This is a genomic window from Aurantimonas sp. E1-2-R+4, from assembly GCF_036549515.1.
Lineage (GTDB): Bacteria > Pseudomonadota > Alphaproteobacteria > Rhizobiales > Rhizobiaceae > Aurantimonas > Aurantimonas coralicida_A.
Genome location: NZ_JAZHLK010000020.1, coordinates 21,521 through 39,541, shown reverse-complemented (window position 1 = coordinate 39,541; position 18,021 = coordinate 21,521). Strand labels below are relative to the sequence as shown.

16 protein-coding genes are annotated in these 18,021 nt (G+C 64.2%); 5 read left to right on the top strand and 11 right to left on the bottom strand.

Annotation, left to right across the window (positions count from 1 at the left end; genetic code table 11):
• Positions 1 to 8: 8 nt before the first annotated feature.
• The 5 genes from VQ045_RS10975 to VQ045_RS10955 form a co-directional block, all read right to left on the bottom strand.
• Positions 9 to 425: a proton-translocating transhydrogenase family protein gene (locus VQ045_RS10975; protein ID WP_331830136.1), complete on the bottom strand. Its 417-nt coding sequence runs from the start codon at positions 423 to 425 to the stop codon at positions 9 to 11.
• Positions 425 to 1,588: a Re/Si-specific NAD(P)(+) transhydrogenase subunit alpha gene (locus tag VQ045_RS10970; protein WP_327622559.1), complete on the bottom strand. Its 1,164-nt coding sequence runs from the start codon at positions 1,586 to 1,588 to the stop codon at positions 425 to 427. The genes VQ045_RS10975 and VQ045_RS10970 overlap by 1 nt, the downstream gene beginning before the upstream one ends.
• Before the next feature lie 209 nt (positions 1,589 to 1,797).
• On the bottom strand, positions 1,798 to 2,022 hold the full coding sequence (locus tag VQ045_RS10965; RefSeq protein ID WP_327622560.1) for an aa3-type cytochrome c oxidase subunit IV: 225 nt from the start codon (positions 2,020 to 2,022) through the stop codon (positions 1,798 to 1,800).
• Positions 2,023 to 2,242: 220 nt separating this feature from the next.
• On the bottom strand, positions 2,243 to 2,767 hold the full coding sequence (locus VQ045_RS10960) for a regulatory protein RecX (protein WP_327622561.1): 525 nt from the start codon (positions 2,765 to 2,767) through the stop codon (positions 2,243 to 2,245).
• Between the two features lie 192 nt (positions 2,768 to 2,959).
• Positions 2,960 to 3,139 (bottom strand): hypothetical protein, encoded by a 180-nt coding sequence (locus VQ045_RS10955; RefSeq protein ID WP_331830135.1) that lies wholly within the window; start codon positions 3,137 to 3,139, stop codon positions 2,960 to 2,962.
• A gap of 295 nt (positions 3,140 to 3,434) precedes the next feature.
• Between VQ045_RS10955 and VQ045_RS10950 the strand changes: the two genes are divergently transcribed.
• Entirely contained in the window at positions 3,435 to 4,280 is an 846-nt protein-coding gene (locus VQ045_RS10950) for an isocitrate lyase/PEP mutase family protein (protein ID WP_327649483.1), read from the top strand.
• Positions 4,281 to 4,323: 43 nt separating this feature from the next.
• On the opposite strand, the gene VQ045_RS10945 is transcribed toward VQ045_RS10950, so the two are convergent.
• Positions 4,324 to 7,785, bottom strand: a complete 3,462-nt coding sequence (locus tag VQ045_RS10945) for an indolepyruvate ferredoxin oxidoreductase family protein (RefSeq protein ID WP_442879851.1) — start codon at positions 7,783 to 7,785, stop codon at positions 4,324 to 4,326.
• A 403-nt stretch (positions 7,786 to 8,188) separates the two neighbouring features.
• Here VQ045_RS10945 and VQ045_RS10940 point away from each other — a divergent pair, with 403 nt between their 5' ends.
• Both VQ045_RS10940 and VQ045_RS10935 read left to right on the top strand, forming a co-directional pair.
• Positions 8,189 to 8,806, top strand: a complete 618-nt coding sequence (locus VQ045_RS10940) for a TRAP transporter small permease subunit (RefSeq protein ID WP_331830133.1) — start codon at positions 8,189 to 8,191, stop codon at positions 8,804 to 8,806.
• Positions 8,799 to 10,601, top strand: a complete 1,803-nt coding sequence (locus VQ045_RS10935; RefSeq protein ID WP_331830132.1) for a TRAP transporter large permease — start codon at positions 8,799 to 8,801, stop codon at positions 10,599 to 10,601. The genes VQ045_RS10940 and VQ045_RS10935 overlap by 8 nt, the downstream gene beginning before the upstream one ends.
• Before the next feature lie 89 nt (positions 10,602 to 10,690).
• Here the strand turns inward: VQ045_RS10935 and VQ045_RS10930 are convergent, their stop codons facing one another.
• The gene (locus tag VQ045_RS10930; RefSeq protein ID WP_331830131.1) at positions 10,691 to 11,809 is read right to left on the bottom strand and encodes a TRAP transporter substrate-binding protein; all 1,119 of its coding nucleotides are present in this window, start codon (positions 11,807 to 11,809) and stop codon (positions 10,691 to 10,693) included.
• A 214-nt stretch (positions 11,810 to 12,023) separates the two neighbouring features.
• Here VQ045_RS10930 and VQ045_RS10925 point away from each other — a divergent pair, with 214 nt between their 5' ends.
• Complete coding sequence (locus VQ045_RS10925) at positions 12,024 to 12,533, top strand: plastocyanin/azurin family copper-binding protein (RefSeq protein WP_331830130.1); 510 nt, start codon at positions 12,024 to 12,026, stop codon at positions 12,531 to 12,533.
• An 85-nt stretch (positions 12,534 to 12,618) separates the two neighbouring features.
• Here the strand turns inward: VQ045_RS10925 and VQ045_RS10920 are convergent, their stop codons facing one another.
• The gene (locus tag VQ045_RS10920) at positions 12,619 to 13,725 is read right to left on the bottom strand and encodes a TRAP transporter substrate-binding protein (RefSeq protein WP_331830129.1); all 1,107 of its coding nucleotides are present in this window, start codon (positions 13,723 to 13,725) and stop codon (positions 12,619 to 12,621) included.
• Between the two features lie 281 nt (positions 13,726 to 14,006).
• Here VQ045_RS10920 and VQ045_RS10915 point away from each other — a divergent pair, with 281 nt between their 5' ends.
• The gene (locus VQ045_RS10915; protein WP_331830128.1) at positions 14,007 to 14,768 is read left to right on the top strand and encodes a gamma-glutamyl-gamma-aminobutyrate hydrolase family protein; all 762 of its coding nucleotides are present in this window, start codon (positions 14,007 to 14,009) and stop codon (positions 14,766 to 14,768) included.
• A gap of 160 nt (positions 14,769 to 14,928) precedes the next feature.
• Here the strand turns inward: VQ045_RS10915 and VQ045_RS10910 are convergent, their stop codons facing one another.
• The 3 genes from VQ045_RS10910 to VQ045_RS10900 form a co-directional block, all read right to left on the bottom strand.
• Positions 14,929 to 16,014, bottom strand: coding sequence for a diguanylate cyclase domain-containing protein (locus VQ045_RS10910; protein ID WP_331830127.1), 1,086 nt, complete (start codon positions 16,012 to 16,014; stop codon positions 14,929 to 14,931).
• Between the two features lie 220 nt (positions 16,015 to 16,234).
• Complete coding sequence (locus tag VQ045_RS10905) at positions 16,235 to 17,341, bottom strand: nickel/cobalt transporter (RefSeq protein ID WP_331830126.1); 1,107 nt, start codon at positions 17,339 to 17,341, stop codon at positions 16,235 to 16,237.
• The gene (locus VQ045_RS10900) at positions 17,323 to 17,994 is read right to left on the bottom strand and encodes a DUF1007 family protein (protein WP_331830125.1); all 672 of its coding nucleotides are present in this window, start codon (positions 17,992 to 17,994) and stop codon (positions 17,323 to 17,325) included. Before VQ045_RS10900 ends, VQ045_RS10905 begins: the two co-directional genes overlap by 19 nt.
• Between the last annotated feature and the right edge of the window lie 27 nt (positions 17,995 to 18,021).

Genomic DNA, 18,021 nt, shown 5'->3' with positions numbered 1-18,021 from the left:
CTACCGCCTCACTTCTCTTTTTTCTTGTACATTGCCAGCATGCGCTGGGTGACGAGGAAGCCGCCGAAGATGTTCACCGAAGCCAGAACCAGCCCGATGAATCCGAAGGTCATGGCCATTCCCGACGCCGAGATGCCGACGGCCAGAAGCGCGCCGACGATGATCACCGAGGAGATGGCGTTGGTCACCGACATCAACGGCGTGTGCAGCGCCGGGGTCACCGACCAGACGACGTAGTAGCCGACGAAGATCGCCAGCACGAAGATCGCCAGATGGAAGACGAAGGGGTCGATTCCGGTCGCTGCGCCGACCGCTTCAGTGATGCCGGAGCTCATCATCCCTTCCACACCGGAGCGGGCCTCGCGAATGGCGGCACCAGCCTCGTTCAGCTGCTGCAGCGTGTTGCGAATGGTCTCGTTTTCCATCACGCCTCTCCCTTGGCCGTCTCGGCTGCGCCGTTATCGCCGGAGCCCGCGGCCGGCTCCTTGGCGAAATTCGGATGAACCACCTTGCCGTCGCGCGTCAGCAGCGTCGCCTGCACCAGCGGATCCTCGAAATCGATCTTCAGTGCCTTGGTTTCCTTGTCGATCATCGTCTCCAGGAAACTCGAAAGGTTCTTGGCGTAGAGCAGCGACGCACTGGCGGCGATCCGGCCCGGAACGTTGAGATGGCCGACGATCTTCGCCGGCCCCATCTGCACGACCTTGCCGGCTTCGGCGCCCTCGACATTGCCACCGCGCTCGACGGCAAGGTCGACCACAATCGAGCCCGGCTTCATCGATTCGACCATCGCCTTGGAGACCAGCCGAGGCGCCGGCCGGCCAGGAATCAAGGCGGTGGTGATGACGATGTCCTGTTTGGCGATGTGGGATGCGACGAGTTCGGCCTGCTTGGCCTGATACTCTTTCGACATCTCCTTGGCATAACCGCCGGCCGTCTCCGCCGCCTTGAACTCCTCGTCCTCGACCGCGATGAACTTGCCGCCGAGCGATTCGACCTGTTCCTTCGCCGCGGGCCGCACATCCGTCGCGGTCACCGCGGCGCCGAGACGCTTGGCCGTGGCGATCGCCTGGAGACCGGCAACGCCGGCGCCCATGACGAAGACGCGCGCGGCGGGAACGGTCCCGGCCGCGGTCATCATCATCGGAAAGGCCCGGTCGAATTCATAAGCCGCGTCGACCACGGCCTGGTATCCGGCGAGATTGGCCTGGGACGACAGGATGTCCATGGATTGCGCGCGGGTGATGCGCGGCATGAATTCCATGGCGAAGGCGAGGATGCCGGCCTCGGCCATCGCCTTGACCTCCTCGTCGCGACCATAGGGGTCCATCGTCGCGATCACCACCGCGCCCGATTTATAGGTCTTCAGTTCAACGGGCGAAGGCCGGCGCACCTTGAGAACGATATCGGCATTGGAGGCGTCCTTCGCCGTGCCGATCGCGGCGCCAGCCGCCTTGAACGCATCGTCGGTGACGCGCGAGCGCTCCCCGGCCCCCGCTTCCACGGTGACGTTGGCGCCCAGACCCGTCAGCTTCTTCACGGTATCGGGCGACGCCGCGACCCGGGATTCCCCGTCGTCGCGTTCCATTGGCACGAACAATTTCAACTTGGAACGCCTCCCCTCAAACCTTTAGCGCCCTGCGTCCATCCGGATGCGCAAAGGCCGCTTCATGTCGAATCGCTGGATGATTCTATCCGACGATCTTATCCGAAAATCGGTTGCAATCACCGGGTGCATCTTATGGCCACGCTTGGCATGGCCATAAATTCCTGCCGTCTCTCCCGCCGGCAGGCCGCCTATCGAGCGACGAAATAGGCGATCGCCAGGAGCACGACAAAGCTCAGGATACCGCCGAGAAACCCGCCGCCCAGCATCAGGCCCACGGTCATGCCGACGAGAATGGCGACCGAGACGATCGTGCCCCATTTGAACATCGCGAGAAACAGAGCATAGGTCCGCTCGTGCTCCGGATAGTCCATATCGGCCGGATTGGTGGTGTCGTAATTCGGCAGTTCGGCCACGTGACGGCTCCCTTGTCGTCCTGTTTCTTCGGCACATACACGATATCGCGCGGAACTGGCAATGCCGCACGGACGCCTCATTCCAGCGATGCGACCATGTGAAAGCGGCTGCGGCCACGGTGGCAGCCCCGTGGAACGTCACTTGTGTACGGCGTCGGGCGCGCTGCTTGGCCGCGCCCGCGTTCAGGAGATGCGGGCGCGCGTGAATCTACCAATCCGCTCAGTGAACGGCGCCTTCACCATCGATCACCGCCGCGGCGTCGGAAAAACCGAATCCGGCCCGCACCATCGCCGCTACGTCACGGTCGCGCCTCTCGGTGCGCTCCCGCAGACGGTACGGACCAAGCCGCCGCCGCTTCGCGTAGGCGGCAGCCGCGTCGCGTTCGCTGGTGTCGTCCTTGGCCAGCAGCATCTCGACGAGGTCGCGGCCGACGCCCTTTTCCGAGAGCTTCGCAGCCGCCATGCGCTTGGACGTCCCGCGCCGGCGCAGGCTCGCCAGGCGCGCCTCCGCGAACGCCTGGTCGTCGACGAGTTTCAACTCGACGAAGCGGGCTACCGTCGCGTCGATGAGATCGCCATAGACGGCGGGGTCCTCGCCAAGTGCATGGGAACGCCGCATCACCTTGCGCTCCAACACCCGGCGCAAATTTGCCGTGGTCGAGGCATAGCGTTCGAGATAATGCGCCGCCGCCCGGAATAGCCATTCGGGCGTGACCGGCTTCGGCTTGAAAGGCCGCTTGTCCATGCCGTTTCTATACGAAGCCCGGCTGTTCTGGCGCAATGGGTCTGGCGCACCCGCATCGTTCTAAAAGGGAGAAGCGATTTTCGGATGAAAGGTGCCGCCCGTCAAAGACGACAGCGCCGCTCCGAGCTTCCCGGACAGGGGGCTAGGCGCGGCGCACCGTGACTTCAGGCGATGGCTGAATTTCTGCTTCACTCAGCGCGCATTACCGGCCGCATGCAGACCAGATTTTTCCGCCGCGTCGAGGCGCCGCAACTGCTCACGCAGCGGCGCCGGTATGCGCTCGCACACGACGAATGTGGGGAGATTCCGCAAATGGCGCGAAACCTCTGCCTGGCGACGTCGATTGACGATCGTTCTTGCCAGTTCAGACATTGATATACCTTTCCCCTGCCGGATATGACTGGGTTCCGTTGCTGAATAAACAACTCCCAACCGCCGCAAAAGTTCCGAAATCTCGGCCCAAAACGTTGGGGCGACGCAGCGTCATATCCGACAGACGTCCGAACGAGGTGCTACCGCTCACGCGGATGCGACCCTGCGGCTCCAGATCGACAGAAACGGCCTTCTCTGCTTAAAGTTCAGCTTGCGTGATCGCGGATGATCATGCGGGCTTCCCGCCGACTTTGCTTGAGTCGCGACATCATCCGAAACGGCAATGGGCACCTGCATGACGTCCTTGTCCCGCCGACATCAGACCTTTCAGGACCTCCATCAGGCGGGCTGTTTCGTCATACCCAATCCTTGGGATGCCGGTTCGGCCCGCATGATGGCCGCTGCGGGCGCCAAGGCACTCGCCACCACGTCGGCCGGCTTCGCCTTCACGCTCGGCCGGCCAGACATGGGCCATGTGACGCGCGACGAGGCGCTCGCCCATGCCGAAACGATCGTCGCGGCGTCCGACCTGCCGGTCTCGGGCGATCTCGAAAACGGCTTTGCCGACGATCCCGGCGACGTCGCCCAAACGGTTCGTCTGGCTGCCGAGGCCGGTCTGTCGGGCGGCTCCATCGAGGATACGCGGATGGCGCCGGGAAACCCCGCCTACCCGTTCGACCTCGCCGTCGACCGCATCCGCGCCGCGGCCTCGGCCGTCTCCGCGCTGGGCCGCCCCTTCGTCCTGTGCGCCCGTGCGGACGGCGTGATGAACGGCAGTTACGACCTTGACGAGGCGATCCGCCGCATAAAGGCTTTCGAGACGGCGGGCGCCGATCTTCTCTACGTCCCGGCGCCGCCCGGGGTCGATGAATTGGGCCGGGTACTCGGCGCCGTGTCGAAGCCGGTCAACGCACTCGCCGCCGGACCGCTGCGGCGTCTCTCCGTCACCGATTTCGCCGCGCTCGGCGTCCGCCGCATTTCGCTCGGCTCAACGCTTGCCCGCGTCACCCATGCGGCGATCCGCGATTGCATGCGCGAAATCGTCGACGAGGGCCGTTTCGCCGGCCTCGAATCCGCAGCTTCGGCAGCCGAAATCGACGCGATGCTCAAGGCGGGCGCCGGCGAGATCGACGCGATCTGATAGGGCGGGAGAACCAGCACGTCGCGGATATGCTCGTCCGCCCCTACTCCGCCGCCTCCGCCACACGCTCCATCCCCATAAACGCGGCCTCGGCCTCCTTACGCCGCGTCTGGGCCTCTACCGCGAAGCTCCGGCGAACGATGCCGAACCCCTTCAGCGTCTCCGGCCAGCGGGCCAGCGCCACCGCCGCCTCGTAATTGCCTGAGGAAAGCCCCGCAAGAATACGATCGAGGCTTGCCTCGTAGAGCGCCCGGTCGGTGCGCTCGGCCCTGCGCTCGGCCGAGAAACCGAACGGATCGAAGGGCGTGCCGCGCAGTCGTTTCATCGCCGCCAGGAGCTTGAAGCCGGTCATCATCCATGGGCCGAAAGCGCGCTTCTTCGGCCGGCCGTTCGGCCCGTCCTCGCCCATGATCGGCGGCGCCAGATGAAATTCCAGCCGGTCGTATCCAGAAAACCGCTCGCCGAGCTGCGCGGCGAAGCCGCCATCGGTGTAAAGCCGCGCCACCTCGTATTCGTCCTTGACGGCCATCATCCGATAGAGTTGCCGCGCCGCGGCGTCCGTCAGTTCACTGCGGTTCGGTGCGACCCTGACCTCGGCGGCGCGGATCGCCGCGACGCGGTTCTGATACATCTCGGCATAGGCGTCGTCCTGATAGGCGGCGAGCTCCTTTTCCCGCCGCGCGATCGCTTCGTCCAGAGTTTCGGAAAGATGCCTGTGGTCGAGTCCGGCCGACGCGTGATCGACCTCCGCCGCCGGACTGTTCGCCGGATCGTGGGCGATCGCCCGCCCCCATTCGAAGGCGGCGAGATTGGCCTCCACCGCGACGCCGTTCATCTCCAGCGCCCGCCGGATCGCGGCGCGCGAAACCGGCAGCGCGCCGGTCTGCCAGGCCAAGCCCAGCATGAGCATGTTGGCAAAGATGGCATCGCCGAACAGCGCGACCGCGATCTTCTCGGCATCCGCCACATGGGTGCGCTCAGCGCCGGCCGCCTCGCTCAAGGCCGTCAGCAGCCGCTGCGTCGGAAACGAGAAATCGACATTGTGGGTGAATTCGCCGGACAGGGTTTCGTGGCTGTTGACGACCACGTCGGTCTCGCCCCGGCTGATCGCCGAACGGACCTTGGCGGAAGCGGCCGTCACCATGTCGCAGCCGATGATCAGCCGCGCGTCGCCCGCCGCGATCCGGATCGACTTGACGTCGTCCGGGGTCGGCGCGATCCGCACATGACTCATCACCGCCCCGCCCTTTTGCGCCAGCCCGGCCATGTCGATGACGCCCGCGCCCTTGCCGCCGAGATGCGCCGCCATGCCGATGATCGCGCCGATGGTGACGACGCCGGTGCCGCCGACACCGGTGATGATCACCCCCATCGATCGATCGAGTTCCGTCAGCATCGGTTCCGGGACCTCCGGCGCGGCAGCTCGTCGTTCACCGCCCTTCTTCAACTGGCCGCCATGGACCGTCACGAAGGACGGGCAGAACCCCTCGAGGCAGGAGAAATCCTTATTGCAGGCCGACTGGTCGATCTGCCGCTTGCGGCCGAACTCGGTTTCGACCGCCGTCACCGCGACGCAATTGGACTGGACGCCACAATCGCCGCAGCCTTCGCAGACCCGCTCGTTGATGACGACGCGCCGGTCCGGATCGGGAAACTTGCCGCGCTTGCGGCGACGGCGCTTTTCGGCGGCGCAGGTCTGATCGTAGATCAGCACCGTCAGCCCCTCGGTCGCGGCCAGGTCGCGCTGCACCGCATCGAGGTCGGAGCGGTGATGGATCGTCGCGCCCGCCGGCAGTCGCGGATCGCCGCGATGCTTGTCGGGATCGTCAGAGACGATGGCGAGCTTCCTGGCGCCCTCGCCGGTTACCTGATTGGCGATCGCCGCAACGGTGAGCCCGCCCTCATGCGGCTGCCCGCCGGTCATCGCGACGGCATCGTTATAAAGGATCTTGTAGGTGATGGTGGCGCCAGAGGCCGCCGCCGCCCGCAGCGCCAAGGCGCCGGAATGATTGTAGGTGCCGTCGCCGAGATTCTGGAAAACGTGGCCGCGGGTAGAGAAATGGTGCTCGCCGACCCAATTGGCGCCCTCGCCGCCCATCTGGGTGAAGCCTTCCGTCGCGCGGTCCATCCACAGTGCCATGTAGCTGCAGCCGATGCCGGCATAGGCGCGCGAACCCTCGGGCACCCGCGTCGAGGTGTTATGCGGACAGCCGGCGCAAAAATACGGCGTGCGGACGGCGATCTCGGACATCTTCGCGGACGTGCTGGTCAGGGTTTGGAGGCTTGCAACCCGCGCGACGAGTTGCTCCTGCGGCGTGCGGGCGAGGATGCGGCGGCCGATCGCGACGGCGATGTCGTTGGAGTCGAGCGACGCCTTCGGCGACAACAGCGTCGCACCCTGTTCGTCGACTTTACCGACAATCGCGGGTGCATTGGCCGTGCCGTAGAGAATTTCCTTGATCTGCGGCTCGACCAGACCGCGCTTTTCCTCGACCACGATCACCTGGTCGAGCCCGTCGGCGAAGTGGCGGACGAAATCGGCGTCGAGCGGCCAAGGAACGCCGATCTTGCCGAGCCGGATGCCGAAATTTCCCGCCGCGACCTCGTCGATTCCCAGGCTCGACAGCGCCTGCTCGACGTCGAGCCAGGATTTGCCCAGCGACAGAATGCCGATCTTCGGGCTCCGCCCCCCCGAATGGGCGATCCGGTCGAGCCGGTTGGCGGTAAGGAAAGCGCGCGCGGCCGGCAGCTTGAAGTCGTGGAGCAGCGCCTCCTGCTCCAGCGGGTGGGCTGCGCGGCGGATATTGAGACCGCCCGGCGGCATGGCGAAGTCGGGCAGGCTGACGGCGACGCGATCGAAATCGGAGCGCACCGTTGCGGTCGATTCGATGTTGTCCTTGACGCATTTCATCGCCGTCCACAGGCCCGAGAAGCGCGACAGGGCGAAGGCAATGAGGCCGTAGTCGAGGATTTCCTGGACGCCGGCCGGGTTGAAGATCGGGATCATCGCGTCGACGAAGGCGAACTCCGACTGATGCGCCGTGGTCGAGGATTCGCAGGTGTGATCGTCGCCCATCAGCGCGAGGACGCCGCCGTTCCTCGACGTACCTGCCAGATTGGCGTGGCGGAACGCATCGCCGGACCGGTCGACGCCCGGCCCCTTACCGTACCAGATGCCGAAAACGCCGTCGTGGCGACCCTCACCGCGGATTTCGGCCTGCTGCGTGCCCCATAGTGCCGTCGCTGCCAGATCCTCGTTCAAACCCGGCTCGAAGACGATCTTGTGCCGCTCGATCAATGCTTTCGCGCGGGCGAACTGCTGGTCGAGGCCGCCGAGCGGCGAACCGCGATAGCCGGTGACGTAGGCCGCCGTATCGAACCCGGCGAGCCGGTCGCGCTCCGCCTGCATCAGCGCCAGACGCACGATCGCCTGTGTCCCGGACAGGAAAACGTTCGGAACGGTGAGATCGTACTTGTCGTCGAGCGAAACCGAGCGGTCGATCATGGAGCGAATGTCCTCCCAAGGCGGATGCGAGCCACGCCTGCGGCCGTCATCCCAAGCGCTTTGTCTTCCTTACCGTTTTGAGGCGCGAGGGGGCCGACGTCAAAGGTTTTTCCTCACGTTCCCGTGACGAACGGCTGTGGCGCGCAATGATCCTACTCCTCGACGCGGTGACCGTGGCTGTCCGGTGGATGTGAAGCGCGCCGCGACGCGGCTCGCGCCCTTGCACAAGATCCCGAAATTACTTAACCACGACCGACTTCCCGGCGCGGGAATTGCTGGCACGAACTTGCGGATCGCGGCGCCATCGGCGCTGTCCGGAACGGGATGAAATGGCGTTCTTCGCCGCGTTCGACCCGCGAGCGCGATCGAAGCATCCGGGGACACCAGGGGAGGATCGTGCCGGATGTCGGCTCTCATGGCTTTTTCGCGCGGCATCGACTGGCTGACGACCTTCCTTGGGCGCGCCGTCTCTTGGCTCATCCTCGTTGCGGTTCTCGTCAGCGCCGGCAACGCCGTCATGCGCAAGGCGTTCGACATGAGCTCCAACGCCTGGCTCGAACTGCAATGGTACCTGTTCGGTGCGGTTTTCCTCCTGGCCGCGGCCTGGACGCTCAAGGTCAACGAGCATGTGCGCATCGACGTCGTCGCGGCGCATCTGTCGAAACGAACGCGCGACTGGATCGATCTGGTCTGCCACGTCCTGTTCCTGCTGCCTTTCGCTGGGCTGATGGTCTATCTCGCCATTCCTTACGTCCAACTCTCCTACCGCCAGCAGGAGGTGTCGGCGAATGCCGGCGGGCTGATCATCTGGCCGGCCAAGGCGCTGATTCTCGCGGGCTTCATTCTCCTTCTCGCCCAGGCGCTCTCCGAGATCATCAAACGGATCGCCGTCCTCCGCGGCGTAATCGAGGAACCATCGCCACACCACGATCTACCGCCCGCTGTCGAGGACGCGCTCGAGATGGAAGACGAAGGAATCCAGGCCACTCGCGACGACCCGCGGGTGCGGCGCGATGATTGAGTTTCTCGCGCACAACCTCGCGCCGATCATGTTCGTCAGCGTTATGGCGATGCTGCTGCTCGGTTACCCGGTCGCCTTCACCCTCGCCGCGGGCGGCCTGTTCTACTTCGTCATCGGTGTCGAGTTCTCCGAACTGTCGCCGCAGATCACGCTGTTCTGGACCCTGCTCGGCGCGCAGCCGGATCGGGTCTTCGGGATCATGTCGAACGACACCCTTTTGGCCGTGCCGTTCTTCACCTTCATGGGATTGGTTCTCGAACGCTCGCGCATGGCCGAGGATCTGCTGGAGACGATCGGGCAACTCTTCGGCCCGGTGCGCGGCGGCCTCGGTTACGCCGCGGTCCTCGTCGGCGCGCTGCTGGCCGCCACCACCGGCGTCGTCGCCGCCTCGGTCATCGCCATGGGGCTGATCTCGCTGCCGATCATGCTGCGTTACGGCTACGACCGGTCCTTCGCCACCGGGACGATCGCCGCCTCCGGCACGCTCGCGCAGATCGTGCCGCCGTCGCTGGTGCTCATCGTCATGGCCGACCAGCTCGGTCGCTCGGTCGGAGACATGTATGTCGGCGCGCTCTATCCGGCGCTGCTGATGATCGGGCTGTATCTTCTCTACACTTTCGCGGTGACGATCGTGCGGCCTGACGCAGCACCGGCACTACCGCCCGAGGCGCGCACACTCGGTGGCGGCGTCTGGTCGCTGATCGCCATTCTGCTCGCGGCGGTCATCATTACCGTCGTGACCTGGTACACGGTCTTCGCCGGTTTTCGCGACGAAGTCCGCGATGTCTGGGCGGTGACGACGGGTGTCGGCGTCGCCTACGCCGTCGCGCTGTTGAACCGCGCTTTCGGCCTCGGCCTGTTGTCGCGGCTGGCCCAGCAGGTCGTCATCGTGCTGATCCCTCCGCTGGCGCTGATCTTCCTCGTTCTCGGCACCATCTTTCTCGGCATCGCCACCCCGACCGAAGGCGGCGCGATGGGCGCGACCGGCGCACTGGCCATGGCTTTCAGCAAGGGCCGGCTCACGCTCAAGGTTCTGACGCAGGCACTGGAGTCCACCGCCAAGCTATCCGCCTTTGTCCTCTTCATCCTGATCGGGGCGCGTGTCTTCGGCCTGACCTTTTACGGCATCAACGGCAATATCTGGATCGAGGAACTGCTGCTGGCGATCCCCGGCGACGAATACGGATTTCTGATCGCCGTCTCGATCCTCATCTTCATCCTCGGCTGCTTCCTCGATTTCTTCGAGATCGCCTTCATCCTGATCCCCTTGCTCGCTCCCGTCGCGGAGAAACTCGGCATCGACCTGATCTGGTTCGGCGTGCTGATCGGCATCAACCTTCAGACCTCGTTCCTGACGCCCCCCTTCGGCTTCTCGCTGTTCTATCTGCGCTCGATCGCGCCGGCTGGCGAGTGGCTCGACAAGGTCACGGGCCGAACGCTCCCGGGGGTAAGCACCCCGGCGATCTACAAGGGGGCGTTGCCGTTCATCCTCATCAACGCGTTGATGATTGCCATCGTCATGGCGTTTCCTGGGTTGGTCACGCGGTACAAGGGTGACGTCAGGCCGCCGATGGACCCGGCGGAGTTCCGCCTGCAAATTCCCACCTTCGGCGGCGAAGGAGGCATGAGTCTGCCGCCGCTCGGCGGCAACTCGGGGACGGGCCAGCCCAACGATGCGTTCGGCCTGCCGCCGCTCGGATTGCCTGGCACCGTCCCAGGAGCAGCGCCGGCGCCCGACGCGACTGCCCCCGCGCCGCCGACGGTCGATCTATCGCAACCGCCGGCGTTCCAATAGGTCCGTCGGCCGGACAGCGGACAAAGGAAAGGCCCGGAACGGATCGTCGTCCCGGGCCTTGACGGTTTCACCGCAGATGCATCACCCGATCAGAGCGCGCCCTCGCGCTGCTTGATCATCATGAAAGTGTCGAACGTGTATTCCGAGAGCTGCGCCCACAGATAGGCGTCCTGCTTGAAGGCGTTCTGGCTTTCCAGCAACGTCCGGTAGTCCTCGTTCGATGCCGAGATCTCGTCATGGACCTCTTTTGCCGCCTCGAAGCTCGCGTTCATGATGTCCTGGCTGAACGGCCGCAATTGCGCGCCCTCGGCGACGAGCCGCCGGAGCGCGGCGGGATTGCGGTAATCGTATGAAGCGAGCATCGAGGCGTTGATCGCCTGGCAGGCCGATTCCAGCATCGCCTGATAGGACTTCGGCAGCGCGTTCCACTGTTCGAGGTTGAACATCATGTGGAGTGCCGCGCCGCCCTCCCACCAGGCCGGGTAGTAATAATACTTGGCCACCTTGTAGAAGCCGAGCCGCTCGTCGTCGTAGGGGCCGACGAACTCGACCGCGTCGAGGGTGCCGCGCTCCAGCGCCGTATAGATGTCGCCCGCCGGGATCTGCTGCGGAACCACGCCGAGTTTTTCCACGACCTTGCCGGCAAGACCGGCGATCCGCAGCTTCAGCCCCTTCAGATCGTCGAGCGTGTTGATTTCCTTGCGGTACCAGCCGCCCATCTGGGCGCCGGTGTTGCCCGCCGGCAAGGCGTAAACGCCAGACTTGGCATAGAATTCGTTCAACATGTCGTTGCCGCCGCCCTCGTAGAACCAGGCGTTGAGCTGGCGGGCGTTGAGGCCGAACGGCACGGCGGTGCCGAAGGCGAAGGCCGGGTTTTTGCCGACATAATAATAGGAGGCGGTGTGGCCCATCTGGACGGTGCCGTTTTCCACCGCGTCGAGCACCTGCCCGCCCGGAACGATCTCGCCGGCCGCGAATAATTGGATGTCGAACTGGCCGTCGCTCGCCTCTTTCACATAGCGCACCAGCAATTCCGAGGCGCCGAAGATCGTGTCGACGGACTTGGGAAACGACGAGATGCAGCGCCAGTTGACCTTGGGCTTTTCCTGAGCGATGGCCGGCGCGGCCAGAGTGGCCGCCCCCGCACCAAGCGCGCCGGCGCCCAATGCGCCCTTGGCGGCGCCGCCAATGAATGCGCGTCTGTCCATGGATGTCTCCCGAAATGCAAGTGCCGTCTCGCGGACGGCGTGTCCCGGCCGGCCGGCCGGAATCCTCCCGCCGACGATCACGCGGGATCGTAAGCATCACGGGCTAAAAGGCAAATCCATTTTTGGGGAACGTTGATCTAAGTCAAGCCAGTTTGCGAGCCGGAAGCGCCTTATTGATATATCGGCCCCAACGGGCGCAATGAAGGACGGTTCGATGCAAATCACCCGACGCTCGGCGCTCGCACTGCTGGCCGGCGCGATCCCGCTGATGACGGCGGGTCCGTCGCAGGCTGCAGGCACCACCATCAATGTTTCGCTCTGGGATCGCGGCGAGAACGCGATGATGGAGTTGGATCCCGCCAAACCTTTGGGAATGGGCATGATGAAAGGCGCCATGCCGATGGGGCCGATGGGGATCACCGTCGATACGACATCAGTGCCGGCCGGCGAAATAACATTCCGGGCAACCAATGATTCAAAGGTCATGGTCCACGAGATGGTGGTCTCGCCGGTCCCGGCTAACAATGCCCCGTTGCCCTATATCGCCTCGGAAGAGAAGGTCGACGAGGATGAGGCGGGCCATGTCGGCGAGGTCGCGGAGCTGGAGCCGGGTAAAGCCGGCGCGCTGACCATCACCCTGAAACCGGGAACCTATATTCTCTACTGCAACATCCCCGGCCACTATGTCCTGGGCATGTGGACCCTCGTCACCGTCACCGGCTGACCCTTGTGCGGCCGGACATGGCGATCGCGGCGGTATCGCGCCGAGATCGCCATCGTGCCGGTCGGACCGGCTCAGTGCACGCCTGTTACATCGTGCCGTTGCGCTGCTGGATCATCATGAAGGTGTCGAAGGTGTATTCCGACAGCTGCGCCCATAGATAGGCGTCCTTCTTGAACGCCAGCTGGTTCTCGTAGATTTCCTTGAACTTCGGATTCTCGGCGGAAATCTCGGCATAGGTCTCCTTGGCCGCGTCGTAGGAGGCCTGCAGGATCTCCTGGCTGAACGGGCGCAGCTGGGCGCCGTTCTGCACCAGTCGCCGGATCGCGGCGGGATTCTTGAAGTCGTAGGAGGCCATCATGTCGGCATTCGCGGCTTGGCAGGCCGAGCGCACAACCTCCTGGTAGTGCTTCGGCAATTCGTTCCACTTGTCGAGGTTGACCAGGGTGTGCAGCGTCGGGCCGCCTTCCCACCAGCCTGGATAATAGTAATAAGGCGCGACCTTGTAGAAGCCGAGCTTCTCGTCATCATAGGGGCCGATCCATTCAGCCGCGTCGATGACGCCCTTTTCCAGCGACGGGTAGATGTCGCCACCGGCGATCTGCTGCGGCACGACACCGAGCTTCTCGATGATCTTGCCGCCCATGCCGCCGATCCGGACCTTGAGGCCCTTGAGATCGTCGAGCGTGTTGATTTCCTTGCGATACCAACCGCCCATCTGAGCCCCGGTATTGCCGCAGGGCAGGCCATAGAGCCCCTGCGTGGCATAGAACTCGTTCATCATCCGGTCGCCGTCGCCATAGTAGAACCAGGCATTCGACTGGCGGGCGTTGAGGCCGAAAGGCACCGCGGTGCCGAGCGCGTAGACCGGATCCTTGCCCCAGTAGTAATACGACGCGGTATGGGCCATCTCGACCGTGCCAGCGGCCGCGGCATCGGCAGCCTGCAGGCCCGGAACGATCTCCCCGCCAGCGAATACCTGCACGTCGAACTGGCCGTCGGTCGATCCCTTGATATACTTCGCCATCGTCTCGGCGCCGCCATAGATCGTGTCAAGCGACTTCGGGAACGAGGACGTGCAGCGCCACGTAATCTTGGGGTTTTCCTGCGCGATGGCAGGCGCGGCCAGCGTCGAAGCGGCGGCGGCGCCGAGCCCGACTCCCCCGGCCTTTCTGATGAATGAACGACGATCCAAGAAAATATCCTCCCATGCTAGACCGCCGCGACGGCCGCCGGTTTTCCGGCGTTCACCCAAATTCGCGGCGGGCAGGGAAAAACGCTAGAACATCCGACCTTTCAGGTAAAGAAAACTTGGCGCCCAATGTAAATTGGAATAATTACTTATAATAAGCCAGATGTACGATGGAAATCCGCGTTCAGCTGATCCACGGGCCAGCCTTGGCATAGCGGATCGACAATCGCGCGGCGGCTTCCTACATCGGCACCGCCAAGACACATCGAAGAAAGCAGCCGTTCATGTCCGCCGCTCCGATCCTCGTCGCCGTCCCCGCCGACGTCCGCGACTTCGACAATTATCGCTGGCACGCGACGCCGGACACCTATCTGAAGGCGCTGACCCGTGTTGCCGAGGCTCTGCCGATCATTGTGCCGGCGCTGTCGAGCGAGTTCCAGGTCGCGGCACTGCTCGACCGCGTGGATGGCCTGATGCTGACAGGCTCGGCGTCAAACGTGCATCCGGATCGTTACGGCGTGCCGCCGAGCCAGGCGCACGAACCCTTCGATCCGGATCGCGACCGGCTGACCGAGGCGCTGATCCGCGGCGCGATTGACAAGGGAGTGCCGCTGCTCTGCATCTGTCGTGGGCATCAGGAACTGAATGTCGCGCTCGGCGGAACCCTGGCCACGGAAATCCAGGAGATCAAAGGCCGCATGGATCACCGGGCCATACCGAACAAGGAACAGCGCGAACGCTTCGCCATCCGTCATCCGGTCGCGATTACGCCCGGCGGGATGCTTGCCGGCATTGTCGGAAAGCCCGAAATTCAGGTGAATTCGGTGCATCGTCAGGCGATCGACCGCCTCGCCGACGGCCTGACCGTCGAGGCGACGGCGTCCGACGGGACGATCGAGGCCGTCTCCGTCCAAGCTGCCCGCGCCTTCGCGCTCGGGGTCCAATGGCATCCCGAATATTGGGCCGAAACCGACAAGAGCTCGGCCGCGATTTTCAAGGCCTTCGGCGACGCCTGCCGGGATTATACCGCCGGCCGGGGCAGCTAGCCGATCGCCGCCAAGGACGGTGGCGCAGACCTTCGCGTTACGGTGAAAGCGGATCGATCCGGTCCGATTGCATCGACACGATCTACTCTCCGGCGTAAGGGACGCGTCGGTGTCGGGGGCGAAACCTTCGCCTCGTCCGGCCCAACCCAGACCACCTGTCTCAGCCTGGGCACGCCCGTCGAAAGACCCGGCGATCGGTTCCCATCAACCTGATCGGGGTAGCGGCTCCAGGCGGTGGCGCGGGGTCCGCGGTCGTTTGCATCATGGCCGGCTCGAACATGCGGAACGTGTTTCGGCCTGCGGCCTTCGCGGCGTAAAGGGCGGCGTCGGCATGGATGAACAGCTCGGACGGCGTCCATATATCGACGCGGGCGATGCCAACCGAGGCGCCGAGTTCGAGCGAATGGCCGCAACGATCGACAGGTCTGCTGAGAGCCGCCACGATCGTCCCGGCAAGTTCCTCGATCGCGCGCTGATTGAGATGGGCCCCGAGCAGGACCCCGAACTCATCGCCGCCAATCCGTGCAACAAGCTCCGCCTCGCGACACGCATTCCCAAGCCGTAGGGCGACCTCCTTCAGGCACTCGTCGCCGAGCGCATGACCATAAGTGTCATTGATCTGCTTGAAGCCATCGAGGTCGACCAGCAGGAGCGCGCCGATCGCATTACTGTCGGCGTCGCATCCGCCAAGATCCGAAAGCCTGGCCTGGAACTGGCTCCGGTTACGCAGCCCGGTCATCACGTCGAACTGCGCCAGATACCGCATCTGGTCCGAGATGATTTTCTCTTCGGTGATATCCTGCTTCATCCCGAAAATGCGGACGGCGACGCCGTCGTCGCACTCGACGGTGGCGGTGATCCGTATCCAGCGAACCCTACCTTTCATCGTGGTGATCTCGGCGTCGAGACTGAACCCGCTGCGCTCTTCGAGCGCCCTACTTCGCAACATCTCGAGCGTCTTGCGCGAACCCTGCGGATAACATTCCAGGATCTCGGTCCGATTAAGCGCCGATCCGCGTGGAAGCTCGAAGATGTCGTACACGACGTCCGTCCACACCAACGTGTCGTCGGCAAGGTTGCATTCCCAGACACCGATGCGGGCAGCGGCGGAGGCCCGCTCGAAGATTTTCCGGCTATGCGCAAGAGCGGCCGCCTGTTGTTCGATCAGCGCCTGCTGAGCATCCAGCTTGGCCTGCTGGCGCGCGATAATGACGTCATCGCGCCGGCGGACCGTGATCGAGGTCATTTCGTCTGCCAGTTGAGCCTATGGACACCCGAGCCGCGCGGCAGACTCGATCCCGCGGCAGCTTGCTTGATTCTGACGGCATAGGGCATATTCGAGCTTTAGAGCCTCCGGTGGCATCCCGCTTCCGGAGGGTAAGACAGAGTCGGTTAAGACTTTCTATCGCCGGTATCGCTCAACCCGCCGGCTGGTCGGAAACCATCGCGGTGCCGGCCAGCTCTTTTTATGCTGAAGCCGTCTGCAGCGCGCCGCCAAGCAACAGCAGGCCGACGATCAGCAGAAACAGAGCGCCAGCGATTTCCAGTGTGGTCCCTACGGCCCAGCCGAGCGTTCCGCCACCGCTGACTTTCAACGCGAATCCCTTGGCGAAAACGGCGACGCAGGCGATGGCGGACACGGTGAGCGCTGTCCCGATCGCCATAGCGAACACTGATAGAATGCCGCCGAGATAAAGGCTGTTGATCAGCGCGAAAGTCAGGACCACGATTGCCCCCGAACACGGGCGCAACCCGACGGCGAACACCGCCGCGGCGGCCGATCCGAAGGTCATCCGCCCGCCGAGGTCTTTGGGGTTGGGGATATGCGGCCGACCGCAGCCGCAGGTATCGTCATCGTCGGTGCAGGCCCCGGGGTCGAACGCCGTCGAAGCAGGCCGCATCAACGGCGTCCCTCCCCTGATGGCACCCGCGCCGGGCGCGGCGAAAGCGAGCGCCCCCGCCGGATCGGCCTGCTTTTTCGCAAGGCGCGCTGGCGCGAAGGCCAACGCTCCGACTGTTCGCCGGCCGGCGACCAGTCGAAACAGCTTGCGGGTCAATAGCCATGCTCCGAAGAGGACGATGAGCGCATAGGAGGCGATTTCGAGCGCGTCGGTTGCGTCTGTCATCGACACCGCGGTGCCGCGCAGCACGTACCAGCCGACCCCGACCAGCGCGAGCGCCGACACCGCCTGCAGCAACGACGAGACGAAGGACAACAGGATTCCCCGGCGCAGCTCCACCTCGTTGGCGAGCATGTAGGACGAAATCACCGCCTTGCCGTGGCCGGGGCCGGCAGCGTGGAACACCCCGTAGGCAAAGGACAGTCCGACCAGGAACGGCAGCGCCGAGCCATCCTGTTTCAATTGGATCAGGGCCTGACGCAGCGCGGTGAAGAATTCACGTTGATAGCTGGCGATCTGGGTAAAGATCGGAGCGAAGAGACCGCCGGACGGTTGCGCGGTCACCTCGGCGCTGCCGATCCCGAGCGAGGACTTGGCCAGCACCGGTTCGGCGATCAAGACGGCCGCGAAAACAAGCACGGTGCCGAGGCCAATCAGCTCGCGGGCGCGCATGTCACCTCCAGCCGTGCCGCCAGGACCTTGGAATAGTTGACGCCGTCGTCGGGGATGGTCTCGTCCGGGGCCAGCGTCGCTACCGACGCCAGCCACTGCTTGGCGGCTTCGTCCTCGTCCGGCACGAGGAATTTCTTCACGCAGATCTTCGGCATGTCGACCAACTGGAAATCGCTTTCACTCGCGAAGTCGAAGGCGACGAAGAAGGTTTCGTCGAAGTTGGAAACCGTCAGCTTGTCCTTGGCGAGATCGACCGGTTCGCCGGCCTTCATCTCGAAGAACATCAAAAGCTGGTTGTTCTCCCAAAGCATGAGGATTTCGTCCGGCGGCGCCATCGTCACGTCGCGGCCGCCGGCTTCCACGAAGGTGTAGAAGTTCCACTCGGCGATCGATTCCTTGACGGTCGCTCCGACCTCGGCGAGTTCGTCGTCGTCGAGGGTGCCGTTGGCGTTCTTGTCGAAATCGACGATCACCGAGGAGGAAAATAGCTCATCCATGCGCCAGATGTTGCGGATCGCCGCAAGCTGACCGTCCGGGGTGCCGACGATTTCGATCTTTGCCTCGGCGAAGACGTGCGGATGGGCCGAGGCAGCCCCGGTGCCCTGTAAGGCAGCGGCGATCCCCAGAACGCCTGCCGTGACACGATGATGCAAGGCCGTTCCCCTCCGAATTCGTAGGAA

What these genes read in the sequence shown, in the direction of transcription:
- VQ045_RS10960 (WP_327622561.1), bottom strand. Translation starts at nt 2,767, where the DNA reads ATGGACAAGCGGCCTTTCAAGCCGAAGCCGGTCACGCCCGAATGGCTA.
- VQ045_RS10925 (WP_331830130.1), top strand. Translation starts at nt 12,024, where the DNA reads ATGCAAATCACCCGACGCTCGGCGCTCGCACTGCTGGCCGGCGCGATC.
- VQ045_RS10970 (WP_327622559.1), bottom strand. Translation starts at nt 1,588, where the DNA reads ATGGAACGCGACGACGGGGAATCCCGGGTCGCGGCGTCGCCCGATACC.
- VQ045_RS10975 (WP_331830136.1), bottom strand. Translation starts at nt 425, where the DNA reads ATGGAAAACGAGACCATTCGCAACACGCTGCAGCAGCTGAACGAGGCT.
- VQ045_RS10940 (WP_331830133.1), top strand. Translation starts at nt 8,189, where the DNA reads ATGTCGGCTCTCATGGCTTTTTCGCGCGGCATCGACTGGCTGACGACC.
- VQ045_RS10905 (WP_331830126.1), bottom strand. Translation starts at nt 17,341, where the DNA reads ATGCGCGCCCGCGAGCTGATTGGCCTCGGCACCGTGCTTGTTTTCGCG.
- VQ045_RS10930 (WP_331830131.1), bottom strand. Translation starts at nt 11,809, where the DNA reads ATGGACAGACGCGCATTCATTGGCGGCGCCGCCAAGGGCGCATTGGGC.
- VQ045_RS10910 (WP_331830127.1), bottom strand. Translation starts at nt 16,014, where the DNA reads ATGACCTCGATCACGGTCCGCCGGCGCGATGACGTCATTATCGCGCGC.
- VQ045_RS10950 (WP_327649483.1), top strand. Translation starts at nt 3,435, where the DNA reads ATGACGTCCTTGTCCCGCCGACATCAGACCTTTCAGGACCTCCATCAG.
- VQ045_RS10935 (WP_331830132.1), top strand. Translation starts at nt 8,799, where the DNA reads ATGATTGAGTTTCTCGCGCACAACCTCGCGCCGATCATGTTCGTCAGC.
- VQ045_RS10945 (WP_442879851.1), bottom strand. Translation starts at nt 7,785, where the DNA reads ATGATCGACCGCTCGGTTTCGCTCGACGACAAGTACGATCTCACCGTT.
- VQ045_RS10955 (WP_331830135.1), bottom strand. Translation starts at nt 3,139, where the DNA reads ATGTCTGAACTGGCAAGAACGATCGTCAATCGACGTCGCCAGGCAGAG.
- VQ045_RS10915 (WP_331830128.1), top strand. Translation starts at nt 14,007, where the DNA reads ATGTCCGCCGCTCCGATCCTCGTCGCCGTCCCCGCCGACGTCCGCGAC.